Annotated in this window: 20 protein-coding genes; 11 read left to right on the top strand and 9 right to left on the bottom strand. The window is 72.9% G+C overall.

Annotated features, from left to right (window positions below):
• Window positions 1–16: 16 nt before the first annotated feature.
• The 5 genes from ACZ50K_RS02905 (at window position 17) to fabF (ending at window position 4,884) form a co-directional block, all read left to right on the top strand.
• The gene (locus ACZ50K_RS02905) at window positions 17–1,204 is read left to right on the top strand and encodes a PucR family transcriptional regulator (RefSeq protein WP_468896700.1); all 1,188 of its coding nucleotides are present in this window, start codon (window positions 17–19) and stop codon (window positions 1,202–1,204) included.
• Between the two features lie 89 nt (window positions 1,205–1,293).
• On the top strand, window positions 1,294–2,208 hold the full coding sequence (locus ACZ50K_RS02910) for an ACP S-malonyltransferase (RefSeq protein WP_468896702.1): 915 nt from the start codon (window positions 1,294–1,296) through the stop codon (window positions 2,206–2,208).
• A gap of 20 nt (window positions 2,209–2,228) precedes the next feature.
• Complete coding sequence (locus tag ACZ50K_RS02915) at window positions 2,229–3,233, top strand: beta-ketoacyl-ACP synthase 3 (protein WP_468896704.1); 1,005 nt, start codon at window positions 2,229–2,231, stop codon at window positions 3,231–3,233.
• Between the two features lie 58 nt (window positions 3,234–3,291).
• Window positions 3,292–3,540: an acyl carrier protein gene (locus ACZ50K_RS02920; protein ID WP_468896706.1), complete on the top strand. Its 249-nt coding sequence runs from the start codon at window positions 3,292–3,294 to the stop codon at window positions 3,538–3,540.
• Window positions 3,541–3,618: 78 nt separating this feature from the next.
• A complete protein-coding gene (gene fabF, locus ACZ50K_RS02925) occupies window positions 3,619–4,884 on the top strand; it encodes a beta-ketoacyl-ACP synthase II (RefSeq protein ID WP_468896708.1) in 1,266 nt (421 codons plus the stop codon).
• Window positions 4,885–5,015: 131 nt separating this feature from the next.
• Here fabF and ACZ50K_RS02930 read toward each other — a convergent pair whose 3' ends face one another.
• Window positions 5,016–5,510, bottom strand: coding sequence for a DUF3145 domain-containing protein (locus ACZ50K_RS02930; protein WP_468896710.1), 495 nt, complete (start codon window positions 5,508–5,510; stop codon window positions 5,016–5,018).
• A gap of 251 nt (window positions 5,511–5,761) precedes the next feature.
• Here ACZ50K_RS02930 and ACZ50K_RS02935 point away from each other — a divergent pair, with 251 nt between their 5' ends.
• Entirely contained in the window at window positions 5,762–6,682 is a 921-nt protein-coding gene (locus ACZ50K_RS02935) for an SGNH/GDSL hydrolase family protein (protein WP_468896712.1), read from the top strand.
• 93 nt (window positions 6,683–6,775) lie between these two features.
• On the opposite strand, the gene ACZ50K_RS02940 is transcribed toward ACZ50K_RS02935, so the two are convergent.
• Window positions 6,776–9,229: a glycoside hydrolase family 3 protein gene (locus ACZ50K_RS02940; RefSeq protein ID WP_468896714.1), complete on the bottom strand. Its 2,454-nt coding sequence runs from the start codon at window positions 9,227–9,229 to the stop codon at window positions 6,776–6,778.
• 178 nt (window positions 9,230–9,407) lie between these two features.
• Here ACZ50K_RS02940 and ACZ50K_RS02945 point away from each other — a divergent pair, with 178 nt between their 5' ends.
• Window positions 9,408–10,031, top strand: coding sequence for a TetR/AcrR family transcriptional regulator (locus ACZ50K_RS02945; protein ID WP_468896716.1), 624 nt, complete (start codon window positions 9,408–9,410; stop codon window positions 10,029–10,031).
• A gap of 145 nt (window positions 10,032–10,176) precedes the next feature.
• Complete coding sequence (locus ACZ50K_RS02950) at window positions 10,177–10,899, top strand: dioxygenase family protein (protein ID WP_468896718.1); 723 nt, start codon at window positions 10,177–10,179, stop codon at window positions 10,897–10,899.
• A gap of 21 nt (window positions 10,900–10,920) precedes the next feature.
• Here the strand turns inward: ACZ50K_RS02950 and ACZ50K_RS02955 are convergent, their stop codons facing one another.
• From ACZ50K_RS02955 to ACZ50K_RS02975, 5 genes are all read right to left on the bottom strand, one after another.
• The gene (locus ACZ50K_RS02955) at window positions 10,921–11,337 is read right to left on the bottom strand and encodes a VOC family protein (protein WP_468896720.1); all 417 of its coding nucleotides are present in this window, start codon (window positions 11,335–11,337) and stop codon (window positions 10,921–10,923) included.
• A gap of 10 nt (window positions 11,338–11,347) precedes the next feature.
• Window positions 11,348–11,770, bottom strand: coding sequence for a helix-turn-helix domain-containing protein (locus ACZ50K_RS02960; protein WP_468896722.1), 423 nt, complete (start codon window positions 11,768–11,770; stop codon window positions 11,348–11,350).
• A gap of 46 nt (window positions 11,771–11,816) precedes the next feature.
• Window positions 11,817–12,683: an EI24 domain-containing protein gene (locus tag ACZ50K_RS02965; RefSeq protein WP_468896724.1), complete on the bottom strand. Its 867-nt coding sequence runs from the start codon at window positions 12,681–12,683 to the stop codon at window positions 11,817–11,819.
• Between the two features lie 97 nt (window positions 12,684–12,780).
• Complete coding sequence (locus ACZ50K_RS02970; protein ID WP_468896726.1) at window positions 12,781–13,206, bottom strand: organic hydroperoxide resistance protein; 426 nt, start codon at window positions 13,204–13,206, stop codon at window positions 12,781–12,783.
• A 64-nt stretch (window positions 13,207–13,270) separates the two neighbouring features.
• Window positions 13,271–14,299, bottom strand: coding sequence for an NADP-dependent oxidoreductase (locus tag ACZ50K_RS02975; RefSeq protein ID WP_468896728.1), 1,029 nt, complete (start codon window positions 14,297–14,299; stop codon window positions 13,271–13,273).
• Window positions 14,300–14,393: 94 nt separating this feature from the next.
• Here ACZ50K_RS02975 and ACZ50K_RS02980 point away from each other — a divergent pair, with 94 nt between their 5' ends.
• Entirely contained in the window at window positions 14,394–14,816 is a 423-nt protein-coding gene (locus ACZ50K_RS02980; protein ID WP_468896730.1) for a MarR family winged helix-turn-helix transcriptional regulator, read from the top strand.
• A 24-nt stretch (window positions 14,817–14,840) separates the two neighbouring features.
• Here ACZ50K_RS02980 and ACZ50K_RS02985 read toward each other — a convergent pair whose 3' ends face one another.
• Window positions 14,841–15,620, bottom strand: coding sequence for an SCO2400 family protein (locus tag ACZ50K_RS02985; RefSeq protein ID WP_468896732.1), 780 nt, complete (start codon window positions 15,618–15,620; stop codon window positions 14,841–14,843).
• Between the two features lie 14 nt (window positions 15,621–15,634).
• Between ACZ50K_RS02985 and ACZ50K_RS02990 the strand changes: the two genes are divergently transcribed.
• Window positions 15,635–16,231 (top strand): RNA-binding protein, encoded by a 597-nt coding sequence (locus ACZ50K_RS02990; RefSeq protein ID WP_468896734.1) that lies wholly within the window; start codon window positions 15,635–15,637, stop codon window positions 16,229–16,231.
• A 30-nt stretch (window positions 16,232–16,261) separates the two neighbouring features.
• Here the strand turns inward: ACZ50K_RS02990 and ACZ50K_RS02995 are convergent, their stop codons facing one another.
• Entirely contained in the window at window positions 16,262–16,978 is a 717-nt protein-coding gene (locus ACZ50K_RS02995; protein ID WP_468896736.1) for an esterase/lipase family protein, read from the bottom strand.
• 201 nt (window positions 16,979–17,179) lie between these two features.
• Here ACZ50K_RS02995 and ACZ50K_RS03000 point away from each other — a divergent pair, with 201 nt between their 5' ends.
• Window positions 17,180–18,217 (top strand): rod shape-determining protein, encoded by a 1,038-nt coding sequence (locus ACZ50K_RS03000; RefSeq protein WP_468896738.1) that lies wholly within the window; start codon window positions 17,180–17,182, stop codon window positions 18,215–18,217.
• Window positions 18,218–18,253: the final 36 nt, after the last annotated feature.

The raw sequence follows: 18,253 nt of genomic DNA on the forward strand, positions 1-18,253 counted from the left end.
GCATTTCCCCGAGCACGTGCCCGCGCGAGCCGCCACGCAGCCCGCCCATCCGCACACCGCGACGCTGCGCAGGCTGGAGAAGTCCTCCGGGCGGCTCGCCGCGAACGCGATCGCCCGGATGGACGAGACGCTGCCGTGGTACCGGGCGATGCCACCGGAGAACCGGTCGTGGATCGGTCTGGTCGCCCAGGCCGGCATCGCCGCGTTCACCGAGTGGTTCCGGCACCCGGAGACCCCACAGGCGATCTCCACCGACGTGTTCGGGACGGCCCCGCGCGAACTGACCCGGGCCATCACCCTGCGGCAGACCGTGGAGATGGTGCGCACCACCATCGAGGTCATGGAGACCGCCATCGACGAGGTGGCCGCGCCCGGCGACGAGTCGGTGCTCCGCGAGGCGCTGCTGGTGTACGCCCGGGAGATCGCGTTCGCCACCGCCCAGGTGTACGCCCAGGCGGCCGAGGCCCGGGGCGCCTGGGACGCCCGGCTGGAGTCCCTGGTGGTCAACGCGGTGCTGTCCGGGGAGGCCGACGAGGGCGCCCTCTCCCGGGCCGCCGCGCTGGGCTGGAACTCCCCGGAGCACGTGTGCGTGGTGCTGGGCACCGCGCCGGACGGGGACAGCGAGCTGACGGTGGAGGCGATCCGGCGGGCCTCGCGGCATTCCAAGCTCCAGGTGCTGACCGGGGTGCTGGGCGACCGGCTGGTGGTCATCGCGGGCGGCAGCGACAACCCGCTCCAGGTGGCGAAGTCACTGATCGGCCCGTTCGCGGCCGGTCCGGTGGTGGCCGGACCGGTGGTGCCGGACCTGCTGGCGGCCACCCGTTCCGCGCAGGCCGCGACGGCCGGGCTGAAGGCCTGCTCGGCATGGCAGGACGCGCCCCGTCCGGTGCTCGCGGACGATCTGCTGCCGGAGCGGGCGATCGCCTCCGACCCTGCGGCGCGCGAGCAGTTGGTGGAGGAGATCTACAGACCGCTTGAAGAAGCGGGCTCAGCTTTGCTTGAGACGCTCAGCGTGTACCTGGAGCAGGCGAGCAGTCTCGAAGGCGCAGCTCGGATGCTCTTCGTGCACCCCAACACCGTGCGCTACCGGCTGCGACGTGTGACCGACGTCACCGGCTGGTCACCCTCCGATGTCCGTTCCGCGTTCACTCTGCGGATCGCGCTGATCCTCGGGCGTCTGGCCGACGGGGATGGCCAGTCCTAGACTTTTGTCGGACATCAACAATTACCCCGACCGTTCTTCGTCCCTGTCCCCACGGGCGGGGCGGACCGTAGACAAGAGAGAGTGTGAGGGTGCTCGTACTCGTCGCTCCCGGCCAAGGCGCTCAGACGCCCGGCTTCCTGACCCCCTGGCTTGAGATTCCCGGTGCCGCGGACCGCGTCGCCGCCTGGTCCGAGGCCATCGGCCTCGACCTCGTCCACTACGGCACCGAGGCCGACGCGGACGCGATCCGCGACACCGCCGTGGCCCAGCCGCTGCTCGTGGCGGCCGGTCTGCTCGCGGCGTCCCAGCTGGCAGGCGTGGTGCCCGGCGCCGTCGCCGGCCACTCCGTCGGCGAGATCACGGCGGCCGCGTACGCGGGCGTCCTGTCCGAGACCGAGGCGCTCTCCTTCGTCCGCACCCGCGGTCTGGGCATGGCCGAGGCCGCCGCGGTCACCCCGACCGGCATGTCCGCGGTGCTCGGCGGCGACCAGGACGTGGTCGTGGCGCACCTGGAGAAGCTGGGGCTGACCCCGGCGAACATCAACGGCGCCGGACAGATCGTCGCCGCCGGCACCCTGGAGCAGTTGGCCGCCCTCGCGGAGGACAAGCCCGAGGGTGCCATGAAGGTCGTCGCCCTCAAGGTCGCGGGCGCCTTCCACACCGAGCACATGGCTCCCGCGGTGGCCCGGCTGGAGACGGCCGCCCAGGCCCTCACCGTCGCCGACCCGACCGTGACGTACGTGTCGAACAAGGACGGCCGGACCGTCGCCACGGGCGCCGAGGTCGTCGCCCGGCTGGTCGGCCAGGTCGCCAACCCGGTCCGCTGGGACCTGTGCATGGAGACCTTCACCGACCTCGGCGTCACCGGGATGATCGAGCTCTGCCCCGGCGGCACCCTGACCGGTCTGGCCAAGCGCGCACTCAAGGGCGTCCCGTCCGTGGCCCTGAAGACTCCGGACGACCTCGAGAAGGCCGCGACGCTCGCCGCCGAACTCGCGGTCTGAGAACAAGGAGCCCACACAGCATGTCGAAGATCAAGCCTGCCAAGGGCTCCCCCTATGCCCGCATCCTCGGCGTCGGCGGCTACCGGCCGGTCCGGGTGGTGCCCAACGACGTGATCCTGGAGACGATCGACTCCTCCGACGAGTGGATCCGCTCCCGTTCCGGCATCGCCAGCCGTCACTGGGCCTCCGACCAGGAGACCGTGGCGATGATGTCGGTGGAGGCCTCGGGGAAGGCCCTGGCGGACGCCGGGATCTCCCCGGAGCAGATCGGTGCGGTGATCGTCTCGACGGTCTCGCACTTCAAGCAGACCCCGGCCGTGGCCACCGAGATCGCCGACCGGATCGGGGCCGTGAAGCCCGCCGCCTTCGACATCTCGGCGGGCTGCGCGGGCTTCGGCTACGGCCTGACCCTGGCCAAGGGCATCGTCGTCGAGGGTTCGGCGGAGTACGTCCTGGTCATCGGCGTGGAGCGGCTCTCGGACCTCACCGACCTGGAGGACCGTGCGACGGCCTTCCTGTTCGGCGACGGTGCCGGGGCCGTGGTCGTCGGCCCCTCGGAGGAGCCGGCCATCGGCCCCACCGTGTGGGGTTCGGAGGGCGACAAGTCCGAGACCATCAAGCAGACCGTGCCGTGGGACGAGTACCGCGGAGCCGACGGCGGCGAGAAGTTCCCGGCCATCACCCAGGAGGGCCAGGCGGTGTTCCGCTGGGCCGTCTTCGAGATGGCCAAGGTGGCCCAGCAGGCGCTCGACGCGGCCGGGATCACCGCGGACGACCTGGACGTCTTCATCCCGCACCAGGCAAACATGCGGATCATCGACTCGATGGTGAAGACTTTGAAGCTGCCGGAGCACGTCACGGTCGCCCGTGACGTGGAGACCACCGGCAACACCTCGGCCGCCTCGATCCCGCTCGCTATGGAGCGGCTCCTGGCGACCGGTGCGGCGAAGAGCGGCGACACCGCGCTCGTCATCGGCTTCGGGGCGGGACTCGTCTACGCCGCGACGGTCGTTACCCTCCCTTAGGGCTGGGGATCCTTCCCCTCCCGGTTCCACCCCAGATAGCTAGAGAAGGAGTGCCAACATGGCCGCCACGCTGGAAGAGATCGTCGAGGGCCTCGCCGACATCGTCAACGAGATCGCCGGTATCCCCACCGAGGACGTTCAGCTCGACAAGTCCTTCACCGACGACCTGGACGTCGACTCCCTGTCCATGGTCGAGGTCGTCGTCGCCGCCGAAGAGCGCTTCGAGGTGAAGATCCCGGACGAGGACGTCAAGAACCTCAAGACCGTCGGCGACGCCGCGAACTACATCCTGAAGAACCAGGCCTGAGTCTGACGATCGCTTGTCGCCACCTGGCGGTGGCGCCGTGACAATTCAGCACCCTCTACACGTGGAGAAAGAATTCCTGTGAGCCCGACCAATCGCACCGTGGTCGTCACCGGTATCGGCGCAACCACTCCGCTGGGTGGCGACAGCGCATCGACCTGGGAAGGTCTGCTCGCCGGTCGTTCCGGAGTGAAGCCCCTGGAGGGCGAGCGCTTCGCGGAACTCCCGGTCAAGATCGCCGCGCCGGTCGCCGTCGACCCGAGCGAGGTACTTCCCCGGCCGCTCGCCCGCAAGCTGGACCGCTCGGCGCAGTTCGCCGTGATCGCGGCCCGCGAGGCCTGGGCGGACGCCGGATACACCGCTCCCGCGGGCGAGGACCCCGCCATCGCCCCGGAGCGTCTGGGCACCGTGATCGCCTCCGGCATCGGCGGTGTCACCACGCTGCTGGACCAGTACGACGTACTGAAGGAAAAGGGTGTGCGCCGGGTCTCCCCGCACACCGTCCCCATGCTCATGCCGAACGGCCCCTCGGCCAACGTGGGCCTGGAGGTGAACGCCCAGGCGGGCGTGCACACCCCGGTCAGCGCCTGCGCCTCCGGCGCCGAGGCCATCGGCTACGCCGTCGAGATGATCCGTACCGGCCGGGCCGACGTGGTCGTCGCGGGCGGCACCGAGGCGGCGATCCACCCGCTGCCGATCGCCGCGTTCGCCAACATGATGGCGATGTCCAAGAACAACGAGGAGCCCACCAAGGCCTCCCGCCCCTACGACAAGAACCGGGACGGCTTCGTCCTCGGCGAGGGCGCGGGCGTCGTGGTGCTGGAGTCCGCCGAGCACGCCGCCGCGCGCGGTGCCCGGGTCTACTGCGAGGTGCTGGGCCAGGGCCTGTCGGCCGACTCGCACCACATCGCGCAGCCCGAGCCGACCGGCCGCGGTGTCGCCGCGGCGGTGCAGAACCTGCTGGACAACACGGGTCTGGACCCGGCCGAGGTGGTCCACCTCAACGCGCACGCCACGTCCACCCCGCAGGGTGACATCGCCGAGATCAAGGCGCTCCGCAAGGTCCTGGGCGAGGACCTCGACCACGTGGCGATCTCCGCCACCAAGTCGATGACGGGTCATCTGCTGGGCGGCGCGGGCGGCATCGAGACGGTCGCGACCGTGCTGGCGCTGTACCACCGGCTCGCCCCGCCGACGATCAACGTCGAGGAGCTGGACGAGGACATCGACGCGGACATCGTCGTCGGCGAGCCGCGCAAGCTGCCCGCCGAGGGCTCGATCACCGCGATCAACAACTCCTTCGGCTTCGGCGGCCACAACGTGACCCTGGCCTTCCGGTCGGTCTGACGCCCCGTCGCACACGCATGGTGCCCCCGCCCGGGATCCGGGCGGGGGCACCGTCGTGTCCTGTCCGCGCAGCGCGTACGACACGCGTGCGACGGGGGGACGTGAGCGCGGGCCCGGAGGCTGACGGCGCGTCAGACCACCTGGTGGAGCCAGCGGACGGGGGCGCCCTCGCCGGCGTACCGGAAGGGCTCCAGCTCGTCGTCCCATGGCTTGCCGAGCAGCTTGGCGATCTCCGCCTCCAGCTCGGTCTCGCCCCGCACCGAGCGGGCGAGGGCGGCGCGCAGCCGGTCCTCGGGGATCAGGATGTCGCCGTGCATACCGGTGACCGCGTGGAAGATGCCCAGTTCGGGGGTGGAGCTGTAGCGCTCCCCCTCGGCGGTGGCGCAGGGCTCCGCGGTGACCTCGAAGCGCAGCAGGTGCCAGCCGCGCAGTGCGGAGGCGAGTTTGGAGGCGGTGCCGGGCTCGGCCTGCCAGGAGAACTCGGCTCTCCAGGTGCCCGGCGAGGCGGGCTGCCTGATCCAGTCGAGGTTCACCCGTACTCCGAGCACGCCCGCGACCGCCCATTCCACGTGCGGGCAGAGCGCGCGCGGTGCGGAATGCACGTACAGAACTCCACGTGTCGTCACCGGGACCTCCAGTGTGGGACGAGGTCGGGAAGAATCTCCTGAAAACGGACAGTATGTGACGTGATGTAATTTACCGGAAATGATCAGACATTGCGTCACGGGCCCCGCGGCCGAAACGCCACGGGAAAAAGCTACCGTGCGCCGGGGGTCCCGGTGTGACGTACCGTCGGTCCTGAACCAGGGAAACACAGAGCATTCACTCGGCGGGACGTCCCGGGCGGACCGGGAGCGACGAGGGAGGGGAGCACGCGATGCGCATCACGACCGGGCGCCGGCGTGCGCGGGCCGCCCTCGCGGTCACGGCGGCCGCCTCGCTGTTCCTGGTCGGGGGCCTGACCGGCTGCACCGCGGAGGGCGACGGGTCCGGCGCGAAGCAGGGCGCGCGCAGCGGTGCGCGCCCCTCGCCGGCGCACGCCCCGCGGTGGAACACGGCCCCGGACTCCATCGCCGCTGTGGGTGACTCCATCACCCGTGGTTTCGATGCCTGTTCGGTCCTGGCGGACTGCCCGGAGGCCTCCTGGGCCACCGGCGACGACCCGGAGGTCCGCTCCCTCGCCAGCCGGCTGCTGGGCAGCGCCGCGGCGCCCGCCAGAAGCTGGAACTACGCGGCCACCGGCTCCCGGATGGCGGATCTGCCCGGCCAGCTGGCCGCCGCCGCCGGGCACCGGCCGGAGCTGGTCACGGTGATGGTCGGGTCGAACGACGCCTGCCGCACCACGGCTTCGGCGATGACCCCGGTGTCGGAGTTCCGCGCGGACTTCCGCCGGGCACTGGCCGAACTGCGCCGGACGGCCCCGAAGACCCAGGTGTACGTGTCCAGCGTGCCGGACCTGCTGCGGCTGTGGGAGACGGGCAAGGACAGCCCGCTGGGGCGGCAGATCTGGAAGCTGGGGATCTGCCCGTCGATGCTGGCGGACCCGGGCTCGGTGTCCGCCGCCTCGGTGGCCCGGCGCGAGCGGGTGCGGGCCCGGGTGGTGGCCTACAACGAGGTGCTGCGCGAGGTGTGCGCGCGGGACGGGCTGTGCCGGTACGACGGCGGCGCGGTGTTCCAGTACCCGTTCAGCGTGGAGCAGTTGAGCCGGTGGGACTGGTTCCATCCGGGGAAGGACGGGCAGGCCCGGCTGGCCGAGCTGGCGCACCGGCAGGTGACGGCGGTCGAACCGCCGATCTGAGGTTCCGGGGGAGACCCCGAGGACCGGGGGAGGCTGTCAGGGGCCTCCCCCGGTCCGGTTCATGGGTGATTTCCGGCCATACGGCGTGTCGGGTCAGATCTCCAGATCGGCCCGGAGCCGGGTGTCGTCGTGCGCGTGGCTCGCCCGCACCTGGTAGCGGCCCTCGATCCGCCGCCAGCCGTCGGCCGCCTCGTCCCAGACCTCGAAGGCACGGGCGGGCAGCTCGATCTCCACCTCCACGGTCTCCCCGGGACCGGCGGTCACCGCGGCGAATCCGGCCAGCCAGCTGTCCGGGCGGCCGTGCGGGTCCGGGTCGGGGCCGTCCCCGGCCGGGGCCAGGTAGACCTGGACCACCTCGCGGCCGGGGCGGCCGCCGGTGTTGGCGAGCCGGACCCGGGCGGTGCCGCCGTCGACCTCCAGGGACTCGTAGGTCCAGTCGGTGTAGCCGAGGCCGTGACCGAAGGCGTAGGCGGGGGTGACGCCCTCCCGTTCGTAGGCCCGGTAGCCGATGAAGAGGCCCTCCCGGTACTCCAGCCGGCCGTCGGTCGGGACCACCTCGGTGACCGGCGCGTCGGCGAGCAGGGCCGGCCAGGTGGTCGGCAGCCGGCCGCCCGGCTCGGCGTGTCCCAGGAGGAGGTCGGCGAGGGCGGCGCCGCCCTCCTGGCCGGGGAACCAGCTGAGCAGGATCGCGGCGACCTCCTCGCGCCAGGGCAGTTCGACCGGGGAGCCGGCGTTGACGACCACCACGGTGCGGGGGTTGACGGCGGCCACGGCCCGCACCAGGTCGTCCTGGCGGCCGGGCAGCCGCAGGTCCTTGCGGTCGAAGCCCTCGGACTCCACCCGCTCCGTGGTGGCGACCACCACCACGGCGGTGTCGGCGGCCCGGGCGGCCTCCACCGCCTCGGCGATCAGCTCGTCCGGATCGCGCCGCGGTCCGAGGTGCAGGAAGGAGAACATCAGGGCCCGCAGCGGCAGCCCGGTCATGTCGGGGACCTGGAAGCGCAGCGAGACCTCGACGGGCCGGCCGGCGGTGAGCGCGGCCCGGCCGCGTTCGCTGGGCGCGCCGAAGAAGGCCTCGAAGGGGTCGGCCTCGTCGCCCATCGGCTGGACGCCCTCCCAGAGGAGGGTGCCGTCCACGGTGAGGGCGAAGGCGCCGAGCCCGCGGGTGCCGAAGGCGTGCTCGCCGGTCTCCCGGGGGGTGAAGGTGCCGGTGACCTCGACGGAGGCCAGGTTCTCGTAGGTGACCCCGGCGGGCAGGTCGTCGCCGATCCACTGGACCTGTCCGGAGGGCAGGCTGCCCTCGCCGACGACGGTGCCGGAGGCGTCCCGGCAGACGGCGCGCAGGGTGAAGCCCTGGCCGGCCGGCACCAGTTCCTCGCTGGGGTCGGCGCCGACGGCGTAGACCAGGGTGCCGTCCGGGAGGGCTTCGGTGAGGCCGTCGAGCGGGGAGACCGTCCGCTCGGGGAAGACCGTGGCGGAGCCGCCGCCGAGCACCCGGGCGTCCCGGGCGGCCGCGCCGATCAGGGCGACGGTGCGGCCCGGGGCGGGGGCGAGGGGCAGCACGGCGCCCTCGTTGCGGACCAGGACGGCGCCGCGGGCGGCGAGCTCGCGGGCCAGGGCCGGGCCGTCGATGCCGGCCGGGGGCTCGGCGACCACCGGCGGGGCCCCGTCCAGCAGGCCGACCCGGGCGGCCAGTCGCAGCACGTTGCGGACGGACTCGTCCACGGCGCTCTCCGGGACCTCCCCGGCCCGGACGGCGGCGGCCAGGGCCGGACCGTAGACGGTCTGCGGCCCGGGCATGGCCACGTCCATGCCGCCGAGGATGTCCCCGGTGGTGGAGCGGGCGGCCATCCAGTCGGAGACGTTGAAGCCGTCGAAGCCCCATTCCCCGCGCAGCACCTCGTTCACCAGCCGGCCGTGCTCGGTCATGGTGATGCCGTTGACCCGGTTGTAGGCCGTCATGATCCCCCACGGGCGGGCGCCCCGGACGATCGCCTCGAAGGGGGCCAGGTAGAGCTCGCGCAGCGGTCGCGGGGCGATGACGCTGTCCACGGTGAACCGCTCGGTCTCGGCGTCGTTGCCGACGAAGTGCTTGACGGTGGTGCCCACTCCGCCTTCCTGGACCCCGGCCACATACCCGGTGCCGATGGCGCCGGTGAGCAGCGGGTCCTCCGAGTAGCACTCGAAGTGCCGGCCGCCGAGCGGGGAGCGGTGCAGGTTGACGGTCGGGGCCAGCACCACGTGCACGCCCTTGCGGCGGGCCTCCTGGGCGAGCAGCCGGCCGGCCCGGCGGGCGCCCTCCGGGTCCCAGGCGGCGGCCAGGGCGGTCGGGGAGGGCAGGGCCACCGAGGGGTCGTCGGCGGTCCAGCGGACCCCCCGGACGCCGATCGGGCCGTCGGACATCACCAGGGACCGCAGCCCGATCTCGGGGAGCGCGGGCAGGGTCCACATGTCCTGGCCGGCCAGCAGCCGGGCCTTGGTGTCGAGGTCGAGTTTGCCGAGGGCGGCCTCTACGGCGTCCGTACGGATCTGGTCGGCGTCGGTCACGGCCGGTCCTCCTCATCGAGAGCGGTGCGGTCGCCCCCATGGTGGACCCGACACCTGGTGAACGGTAGGGTTCGTGATCTATTCGTGATGTATGGATGCCGTACGGTCCTCGTACGGCCCCCCGGACGGGCGGGCCACCGGCAGGACACCGGCAGGGGCGGAAGGGGAACCGATCCGGATGGCGCGGGCCAGGAGCGAGGAGCGGCGCGGCGAGATCCTGCGCGCGGCCGTGGAAGTGATCGCCGAACGGGGCTACCGGGGCGCCTCGCTGAGCACGGTCGCCGAACGGGCGGGCCTGACCCAGCAGGGGCTGCTGCACCACTTCCCGTCCAAGGAGGCACTGCTCGTCGCGGTGCTGGAGGAGCGCGACCGGTGGGACACCGGGGGCGGCTCCCGGGCCTCGGCCGGGGCCTGGCGGCTGGACCTGCTGGCCTCGCTGGTGGACTACAACGCGATGCGGCCCGGGATCGTGCAGACCTTCTCGGCCCTGCTCGGCGAGTCCGTCACGGAGGGGCACCCGGCACGGGAGTTCTTCACCGAGCGCTACGCGCAGGTGCGGACGGAGATGGCCCAGGTGCTGCGGGCCGAGTTCGGCGACCGGCTGCCCTCGGGGCTGACCCCGGAGGCGGCGGCCCCGCTGCTGACGGCCGTGATGGACGGACTCCAGTACCAGTGGCTGCTGGATCCGGGCGCGGTGGACATGGCGGGCTCCTTCCGGGCCTTCCTCACCCTGCTGCACGGAGGCACGGACGGGGGCGGGGACGGGGCCGGGAGCGGGGACGGGCCCGGCCGGGAGGTCTGAGCCGACGGCCCCGACCGGGGCGTGTGGCCCGGCCGTGTGGCCCGGCCGTGTCGGTCGCGGCCTGGGCGGTGCGGTTGCGGCACGGTGGGCGCGGTGGGCGGCCGTCCACGGGCGACGGCCCCCGGAGCACGCGTGAGGGGTTCGCATGACCGAGCAGCACGGCACCACCTCCCCGACCAGCCGCCGTACGCTGCTGCGGGCCGCCGCCGGTTCGGCCGGAGCGGCCGGGCTGGCCGCCCTGGCCACCGGCTGCGCCGGGCGGCCGGACACCGAGGGCGGGCAGGCCCGGCGGCCGGCCGCCCCCGCGGCCCTGCCCTCCGGCGGCAGCACCCCCGGCTGCGTACTGGTCCCGGAGGCCGGCGAGGGTCCGTACTACACCAGCCGGGAACGGGTCCGCTCGGACATCACCGAGGGGCGGCCCGGGGTTCCGCTGCGGCTGGAGCTGACCGTGGTCGGGGTCGCCTCGGGCTGCCGGCCGATGCCCGGGGTGTCGGTCGACCTCTGGCAGGCCGACGCGGCCGGGGTCTACTCCACCGGATCGGCCGGCTGGCTGCGCGGCACCCAGGTCACCGGCCCGGACGGCCGGCTGGTGTTCGAGACGATCGTGCCCGGCTGGTACTCGGGGCTGGCCCCGCACATCCACTTCAAGGTCCGCCCGGACGGCGGGACCCGGAGCACCTCGGTGTTCTACCTCCCGGAGGACCTCCTGCTGAAGGTGTACGCGCGCCCGCCGTACTCCGACCGGGAGGCCCCGGACCGGCCCAACGCCCGGGACAGCCGCTACCGGGAGAACGGCCGCGCCATGACCCTGGCCCCGGTCTCGGCGGGCACCGGCTACCGGGCCTCGTACACGGTGGGCATCGGCTGAGCCGACCGGGAACGCCGACGGCTACGCGGTCCGGGACTGGGTGAGCCGGACCATGTTGCCCGCCGGGTCCCGGAAGGCGCAGTCGCGGACCCCGTAGGGCTGGTCGATCGGCTCCTGGAGGACCTCGGCGCCCGCGGCGCGGATCCGTTCGAAGGCGGCGTCGCAGTCGTCGGTCGTGAAGATCACTCCGCGCAGCATGCCCTTGGCGAGCAGCTCGGCGACCGCCTTCCGGTCGGCCTCGGGGGCGTTCGGGTCGGCGAGCGGCGGTTCCAGGACGATCTCCACGTCCGGCTGGGCCGGGGAGCCGACGGTGACCCATCGCATCCCCTCGAAGCCCACGTCCTTGCGGACCTCCAGACCGAGGGCGTCCCGGTAGAAGCCGAGGGCCTTGTCGTGGTCGTCGACGGCGATGAAGCACTGGGAGAGGTTGATTTCCATGCCCTCCACGCTAGGCGCGCCGCCCGGACCGCGCTTCTCCGTTCCTGACCGGTCTGGTGTGGATCTTGGCGATGCAGGCGGGGACGGCGGCGCCCTCCTCGTGGCCGCGGGCCCGGTAGGCGCTGGGGCTCTCGCCGACGAGCTCGGTGAACCGGGAGCTGAAGGAGCCCAGCGAGGTGCAGCCCACCGCGAAGCAGACCTCGGTCACCGACAGCTCGCCCATCCTCAGCAGCGCCTTGGCCCGCTCGATCCGGCGGGTCATCAGATAGCTGTACGGGGTCTCGCCGAAGGCGGCCCGGAAGCTCCGGGAGAAGTGGCCCGAGGACATCAGGGCCACCCGGGCGAGCGCGGCCACGTCCAGCGGCTCGGCGTAGGCGCGGTCCATCAGGTCGCGGGCCCGGCGCAGCCGGACGAGGTCTTCCAGATCGGTCACCCGTCCACCATCGCACGGCGCTCCGACACCGGGTCGGGCCCGCCCGTCAGAGGGTGGGCGGCGGCCCGTAGCCGGGCGGCGGCGGGCCGAACCCGGTCGGGGCCCCGGTGCCGGTGTCGGTCCCGGTGGCGGTGTCGTCCGCGTCCGCCTGCCGGGAAGGGTCCTCGGCGCGGTCCTCGTCCGGGAGCAGGTCGCGGGCCAGCAGGGTGGCGCCGGCCACCGCGCCGGGCATCAGGAAGACGGCGACCAGCGGCACCAGGAAGGACAGCACCAGCGGCACCCCGAAGCCCAGGGCCAGGCCCCGCCGGGCGCGCAGCAGGCCCAGCCGGCGTTCCAGGGGGATGTCGCGGCGCTGGAGGGCGACCGCGGTGAGCTCCAGGGTGAGGAAGAACCCGGAGACGCAGAAGCCGATGACCGGGACCACGGTCTGGCCGATCAGCGGGACGAACCCGAGGGCGAAGAGGAGCACCCCGTAGAGCAGGACCCGGCCCAGGACCCGCAGGCTGTCCCGGAGCGAGATCCACAGCTCCTGGGCCAGCGAGCGGCCGGACTCCGGGACGCTGCCGCCCTCGCTGCGCTCGACCTGCTCGGACAGCGACTCGTAGAAGGGTTCGCCGATCAGCAGGGTCACCGCGGTGAAGGTGATCACCGCGAGGAAGAGGCCCAGACAGAACAGCAGGGCGGTGAGGAAGCTGCGGAAGAGGCCGTTCCAGGGCGAGGACCAGTCGTCCGCGAAGGGGGTGGCCCAGGCGACCAGGTCGTCGGCGCCGAAGCCGAGCCCGATCAGCGCCGCCGCATAGAGGACGAACGCCACCAGACCGGGCAGCAGCCCGAATCCGAACCACCGGCCGTGCCGGAACACCCACTTCTGTCCGGCCAGCAGATAGCCGAATCCCCCACCGAAATCACGCATGACGGCAGCTTACGGCGGAGGCCGCACCCCCTCGCGGGCGGTGCGGCCTCCGGTCGTGCTGTTCCGTGCGGGTCGTGCTGTTCCGTGCGGGCAGGCGTCAGGCGACGGCGAGCTCGACGGTGATGTTGCCGCGGGTGGCCTTGGAGTACGGGCACACCTGGTGGGCCTTCTCGACCAGGTCCTTGGCGCGCTCCTGGTCCACGGTCGGGATGGAAGCGACGATCTTGACGATGATGCCGAAGCCGTCGTCGTTCTTGCCGATGCCGACCTCGGCGGTGACGGTGGCGCCGGTGATGTCGGCGTTCTCGTTGCGGGCGACGACGCCGAGGGCGCCCTGGAAGCAGGCGCTGTAGCCGGCGGCGAACAGCTGCTCCGGGTTGGTGCCGGCGCCGCTGCCGCCCATCTCCTTCGGCGGGTTCACGACCACGTCGAGCTGGCCGTCGTCGGAGGAGACGCGGCCGTCACGGCCGTTCTCGGCGGTGGCGACGGCGGTGTACAGAACGTCGGACTGCTGGATGGACATGTAGAAAGATCCTCCTGGTGTGCGCCGCGACTCGCGCCCACGGTCGTGGCGGTGTGGTGAGAGCCTAACCGGTGAAAGAAACGATCATCTTTCCGGTGTTCTCGCCGCGGAGCATTCCGAGGAACGCCTCCACCCCGTTCTCGATGCCCTCGACCACCGTCTCGTCGGCCTGGAGCTCGCCGGAGGCCAGCCAGCCGGCCACGTCCTTCACGAACTTCTGCTGGATCCCGTAGTGGTCGCTGACCAGGATGCCCTGGAGCCGCAGCCGCTTGCCGATCACCTGGACCAGGTTCCGCGGGCCGGGGGCCGGCTCGGTGTCGTTGTACTGGGCGATGGCCCCGCAGAGGGTGGCCCGGCCGTGCGGGTTGAGGGCGCCGATGGCGGCTTCCAGGTGGTCGCCGCCGACGTTGTCGAAGTACACGTCGATGCCCTCGGGGGCGGCCTCGCGGAGCTGGCCGGCCACCGGGCCGTCCTTGTAGTTGAAGGCGGCGTCGAAGCCGTACTTCCCGGTGAGCAGGTCGACCTTGGCGGCGGAGCCGGCCGAGCCGATCACCCGGGAGGCGCCCTTGATCTTCGCGAACTGGCCGACCAGGCTGCCGACGGCACCGGCGGCGCCGGAGACGAACACCGCGTCGCCCTCCTTGAAGGAGGCGGTCTCGAAGAGGCCGGCGTAGGCGGTCAGGCCCGGCATGCCGAGCACGCCGAGGTAGGCGGAGAGCGGGGCGAGGGAGGCGTCCACCTTGGTGGCGTGGGCCGCGTCCACGTCGGCGTACTCGCGCCAGCCCAGGCCGTGCAGGACGTGGTCGCCGACCGCGAAGCCCTCGGCGGCGGAGGCCACGACCTCGCCGACCGCGCCGCCCTCCATCGGGTGGTCCAGGCGGAAGGGGGGTACGTAGGACTTGGTGTCGTTCATCCGGCCGCGCATGTAGGGGTCCACCGACATGTGCAGGTTGCGCACCAGGATCCGGCCCGGGGCGGGCTCGGTGACCGGCACCTCGCGCAGCGCGAAGTCGGCGGCGGTCGGCCAGCCCTGCGGACGGGCCACCAGGTGCCACTCGCGGCTGACGGCGGGGATCGCGGAAAGGTCGGTCATGGCGGGACTCCCGATCGGAGAAATTGCTTCAGGTGATGAAACAACCATGCTCCTGGATATTTCATGTTGTCAAGTAAATGGGTAGGCTGGAGCCATGCCCAGTAGCCGAATGGACCCGGTCACCACCGAAGTCGTGGACCTCATCGCCTCCGTGGTGGCCAGGTACCACGAGGAGTACGAACGCGCGGCCGCCAGCCACCAGCTCACCGGCGCCCAGGCCAAACTGCTCGGCCTGCTCTCCCTGGAGCCGCTGCCGATGCGACGGATCGCGGAGCGGCTCAAGTGCGAGCCCTCGAACGTGACCGGCATCGTGGACCGGCTGGAGGGCCGCGGCCTGGTCGAACGCAGACCCGACCCGGCCGACCGCCGGGTCAAGATGGCCGCGCCCACCGAGGCCGGCCTGGTCACCGCCGAGCAGCTGCGCACCTCGCTCGGCTTCGCCCGCGAGCCCCTGGCGGGACTGTCCCCGGAGGAGCGGGTGCTGCTGCGGGACCTGCTCCGGCGGATGCTGGACTGACCGGCCGGAACCGGCCGCCGACCGCTACCAGCAGGTCCAGTCCCACCACTCGCACTCCGGCTCCTCCGTGGGCTCCGGCTCGGGCTCGGGCTCGGGGGCCGGCCTGGTGGAGGCGGGGGCGGACGGCTTCGGCGGATTGGAGGTCTTCCCCGGCTTCCCCTTGCCCGGCTTCGAGGAGGCGGACGGGCCCGCACTGTGCGAGGCGGACCGCGAAGGGGTCCCGGACTCCTCCGGCTCCCCGCTGTCCTCCGGCCCGGGATCGGCCGAGGCCTCCGGGCCCACCGGCGGCTCCGGATCGGAGACCGGCGGGGCGGACCGGGACGGGGCCGCGCCGGTGACCGTCGCGGTCGCGGTCGCCGTCGCCCGGACGGTCCGGCCGGCGCCCTTGGCGCTCCGTACGGGTGCGGGCGCCCCGGTGGTGGCCTCCGCCGGCCCCGGCGACAGCTCGGGCTCCGGCTGCCGCATGTCCTCCTGGAGCAGCACGGTCGAGGTCCGGTCGCGCTGCTCGCCGTCGACCGCCATCCGCGCCAGCGCCAGCGAGCCGCCCACGGCCACGGTCAGACCGAGCGCCAGGGTGAGGGCGGTCCGGCGCCGCCTGCGGTGGCCCGCCCGGCGGCGGGCCCCGGCCCGCCCCCCGAGATGGGCGCCGCCGAGGACGACGGAGAGCTCCTCGGCCGGAGCCGGGGCGCTGTGCGTCGCGTACGGGGCGGGCGGCGCGGCCGGAAGGTGTTCGACCGGGGTTCCGCATCCCGCGCACGCCAGTGCGCCGTTGAGGTATCTGTGGCAGGCGTGGCAGTAATCCATGGCGCCCGCAGGCTATGCGCTGTTCGGCAACATCCGTATCCCGACGACGTAAGGATCCTGTGTTGAAGTTCGGTCCCACCGCCTTCCAGCTGGTGCTTCTGCGCAGGATGGCGGACTTCCAGCCCGATCTCGCCGAGCAGGCCCGGCTCCGGCTCGGCGCCTCGCTCGCGGAGCAGCGGGAGGCCAACCGGCACTGGCAGGCGATGGTCCGGTCGCCGCGCTCGCGCGGCGCGCTGGCCCGCTACCGGTCGGTCCTCGGTCCGCCGGAGTCCACCGACCGGCGCCGGATCGGGGACCTGGAGTGCGAGGCCCTGCTGTGGCCGGTGCCGCTCTGGCCCGACCTGCGGTTCGAGGTGCTGGCCGCGCCCGACGGGGCGGTGTGGAACGAATGGCTGGTCCGGGCGCCGGGTGCGCCCGGACCCGTACTGGACGGACCGGCCGATCTGCTGCCCTGGTCGGCCACGGTGGACGAGGTGGCGCGGGCGTTCGCGCCGGTGCGCCCGCTGGAGGGGACCGCGCCCACCCGCTGGCGGCTGGCCTTCGAGGCGGACGGCCGGACCTGCGTGGCCGAGTTCACCCATGGGCTGCTCCAGCGGGTGGAGACCACCTGAGCCGGGGTCCCCCGGGGGGCGCCCCGGCTTCTAGGGGGCGGCCAGGAAGGCGCGGACGCCGGCCGAGGTGGGGTCGTCGCCGAGCAGGTCGTTGTGCTTCAGGCAGCCGACGCCGGTGTTGAGGGCCCCGGTCAGCGGGACGCTGTTGTCGGGGTTGACCACCTCGTCACAGTTCGACCAGAAGGTGGCGTAGCGGACCTCGCCCGGGGTCTCGTCGCCCGAGGCCAGGTTCTTCTGCACGTAGGAGTTCGGGGTCATGTCGCGGCAGGCCTGGTCCCACAAGGCGCAGGCCCATGCGGTGGAGGTGCCGTGGTTGGGGCCGGCCAGCGAGACCCAGCGGCCCACGGTGGCTGTCCCGCCGCCGAACTTCACGTACCAGCGGGTGACCAGCGAGCCGAAGGAGTGGGAGACCACGTCGACCCGGGCGGCGCCGGTCTGCCGGCGGACCTCCTCGACGTAGCCGGCGAACCGGCCGGAGAGCACTTCGTTGACGGACTGGTGGGTGTCGTAGCCCCAGGAGAACAGCTCGGACTCGGCGTATCCGGCGGCGCGCAGGTCCTCGCGCAGCGAGCCCCAGACCCCCGGGTCGGCGTTGTAGCCGTGGACCAGGACCACCGGGTTCCGGGCGGCCGCGGGTGCGGCCGCCTGGGCGGGCCGCGGCGCGAGCGCCACGGTCAGGACGAGCAGGGCGAGCAGCGCCAGACAGCGTGTCAGCGGCGCGGCCAGTCCCTGGCGGGTCGTCAGCATCGGCTCTCCCCTACCTTGTTACGCACGAGTAGCGCGGTTGGTGAGGGCATGCTGCGGCCTGTCGGTACAGAAATCCACCCCTGCGCAGCACCCCGACCGGAGCAACCCAACGAGCCATCAGCCCGTTTTGCCCGAAATGATGGGATATGTGACGGGCAGGACGCCGGTCACCTTGTGTCAGCGCACTCGGGAGGATCCGCCGTGACCGTCAGCCTTGAGCAGCTGCGCCGGTGCCACGTCGCCGTCGACCTGGGGGCCGCCCGCACCCGCGTCTACGTCAAGGGCGCCGGACTGGTCGTCGACGAGCCCAGCGTCGCCGCGGTCAACACGCGCACCGGCGCACTCATCGCCGTCGGCACCTTCGCCGAACGGATGACCGGCCGGACCCCCGACTACATCCGGGTGGTCCGCCCCGTCTCCGGCGGCACCGTGGTCGACATCGAGATGGCCCAGCGGATGCTGCGCCACCTCCTCGGCGAGAAGCTCCGGCGCGCCCTGCGCCGCAAGCCCCGGCTGCGCGCCGCCGCCTGCACCCCGCACGACGCCGACCCGCTCGCCCAGCGCGCCACCGTGGAGACCCTGGTCGGCCTCGGCGCCCGCCGGGTCGAACTCGTCGACACCCTGATCGCGGCGGCCGTCGGCTGCGGACTCCCCGTGGAGCAGCCGACCGCGACCATGATCATGGTGTGCGGGGCGGCCGCCACCCAGGTGGCGGTGCTCTCCCTCGGCTCCATCGTGACCGCCCAGCGGATCCCGGTGGGCGGCGAGGCCATCGACCACGCCGTGGTCCAGCACCTCCGGCACGCCCACGAGCTGATGCTGCCCAGCCAGGCCGTCCGGCCGCTCCAGCTGGCCCTGCACGGCACCGGGATCACCGGGGAGGGCCCCTCCTCCACCCTGATCCACGGCCGGGACGTGGCCACCGGGCTGGCCCGGTCCGTACACGTGGACACCGCCGCGGTGCGCGACGCCATCCACACCCCGCTGACCGCCGTCCTCGACGGCATCGGCAAGGTGCTCCGGGACTGCCCGCCCGACCTGGTCGCCGACCTGACGGACCGGGGGATCATGATGGTGGGCGGCAGCGCGCTGCTCCCAGGCCTGGACCAGATGCTGCGGGACTCCACCGGAATGCCGGTGGCCATCGCCGAACGCCCGGACGTGTGCGCGATCCTGGGCCTCGGTGCGATGCTGGAGGGGAAGATCGCCCCCATGGTCCTCAACCCGCTGGCCGGCTGACCCGACTGACCCGGCCGACCCCACGGCCCGCCTGCC

The organism is Streptomyces sp. NPDC033845 (genome assembly GCF_055576225.1).

Coding starts and splice junctions, on each gene's coding strand:
- ACZ50K_RS02915 (WP_468896704.1), top strand. CDS start 2,229: ATGTCGAAGATCAAGCCTGCCAAGGGCTCCCCCTATGCCCGCATCCTC.
- ACZ50K_RS02920 (WP_468896706.1), top strand. CDS start 3,292: ATGGCCGCCACGCTGGAAGAGATCGTCGAGGGCCTCGCCGACATCGTC.
- ACZ50K_RS02935 (WP_468896712.1), top strand. CDS start 5,762: ATGCGCATCACGACCGGGCGCCGGCGTGCGCGGGCCGCCCTCGCGGTC.
- ACZ50K_RS02945 (WP_468896716.1), top strand. CDS start 9,408: ATGGCGCGGGCCAGGAGCGAGGAGCGGCGCGGCGAGATCCTGCGCGCG.
- ACZ50K_RS02950 (WP_468896718.1), top strand. CDS start 10,177: ATGACCGAGCAGCACGGCACCACCTCCCCGACCAGCCGCCGTACGCTG.
- ACZ50K_RS02955 (WP_468896720.1), bottom strand. CDS start 11,337: ATGGAAATCAACCTCTCCCAGTGCTTCATCGCCGTCGACGACCACGAC.
- ACZ50K_RS02965 (WP_468896724.1), bottom strand. CDS start 12,683: ATGCGTGATTTCGGTGGGGGATTCGGCTATCTGCTGGCCGGACAGAAG.
- ACZ50K_RS02970 (WP_468896726.1), bottom strand. CDS start 13,206: ATGTCCATCCAGCAGTCCGACGTTCTGTACACCGCCGTCGCCACCGCC.
- ACZ50K_RS02975 (WP_468896728.1), bottom strand. CDS start 14,299: ATGACCGACCTTTCCGCGATCCCCGCCGTCAGCCGCGAGTGGCACCTG.
- ACZ50K_RS02980 (WP_468896730.1), top strand. CDS start 14,394: ATGCCCAGTAGCCGAATGGACCCGGTCACCACCGAAGTCGTGGACCTC.
- ACZ50K_RS02985 (WP_468896732.1), bottom strand. CDS start 15,620: ATGGATTACTGCCACGCCTGCCACAGATACCTCAACGGCGCACTGGCG.
- ACZ50K_RS02990 (WP_468896734.1), top strand. CDS start 15,635: ATGCGCTGTTCGGCAACATCCGTATCCCGACGACGTAAGGATCCTGTG.
- ACZ50K_RS02995 (WP_468896736.1), bottom strand. CDS start 16,978: ATGCTGACGACCCGCCAGGGACTGGCCGCGCCGCTGACACGCTGTCTG.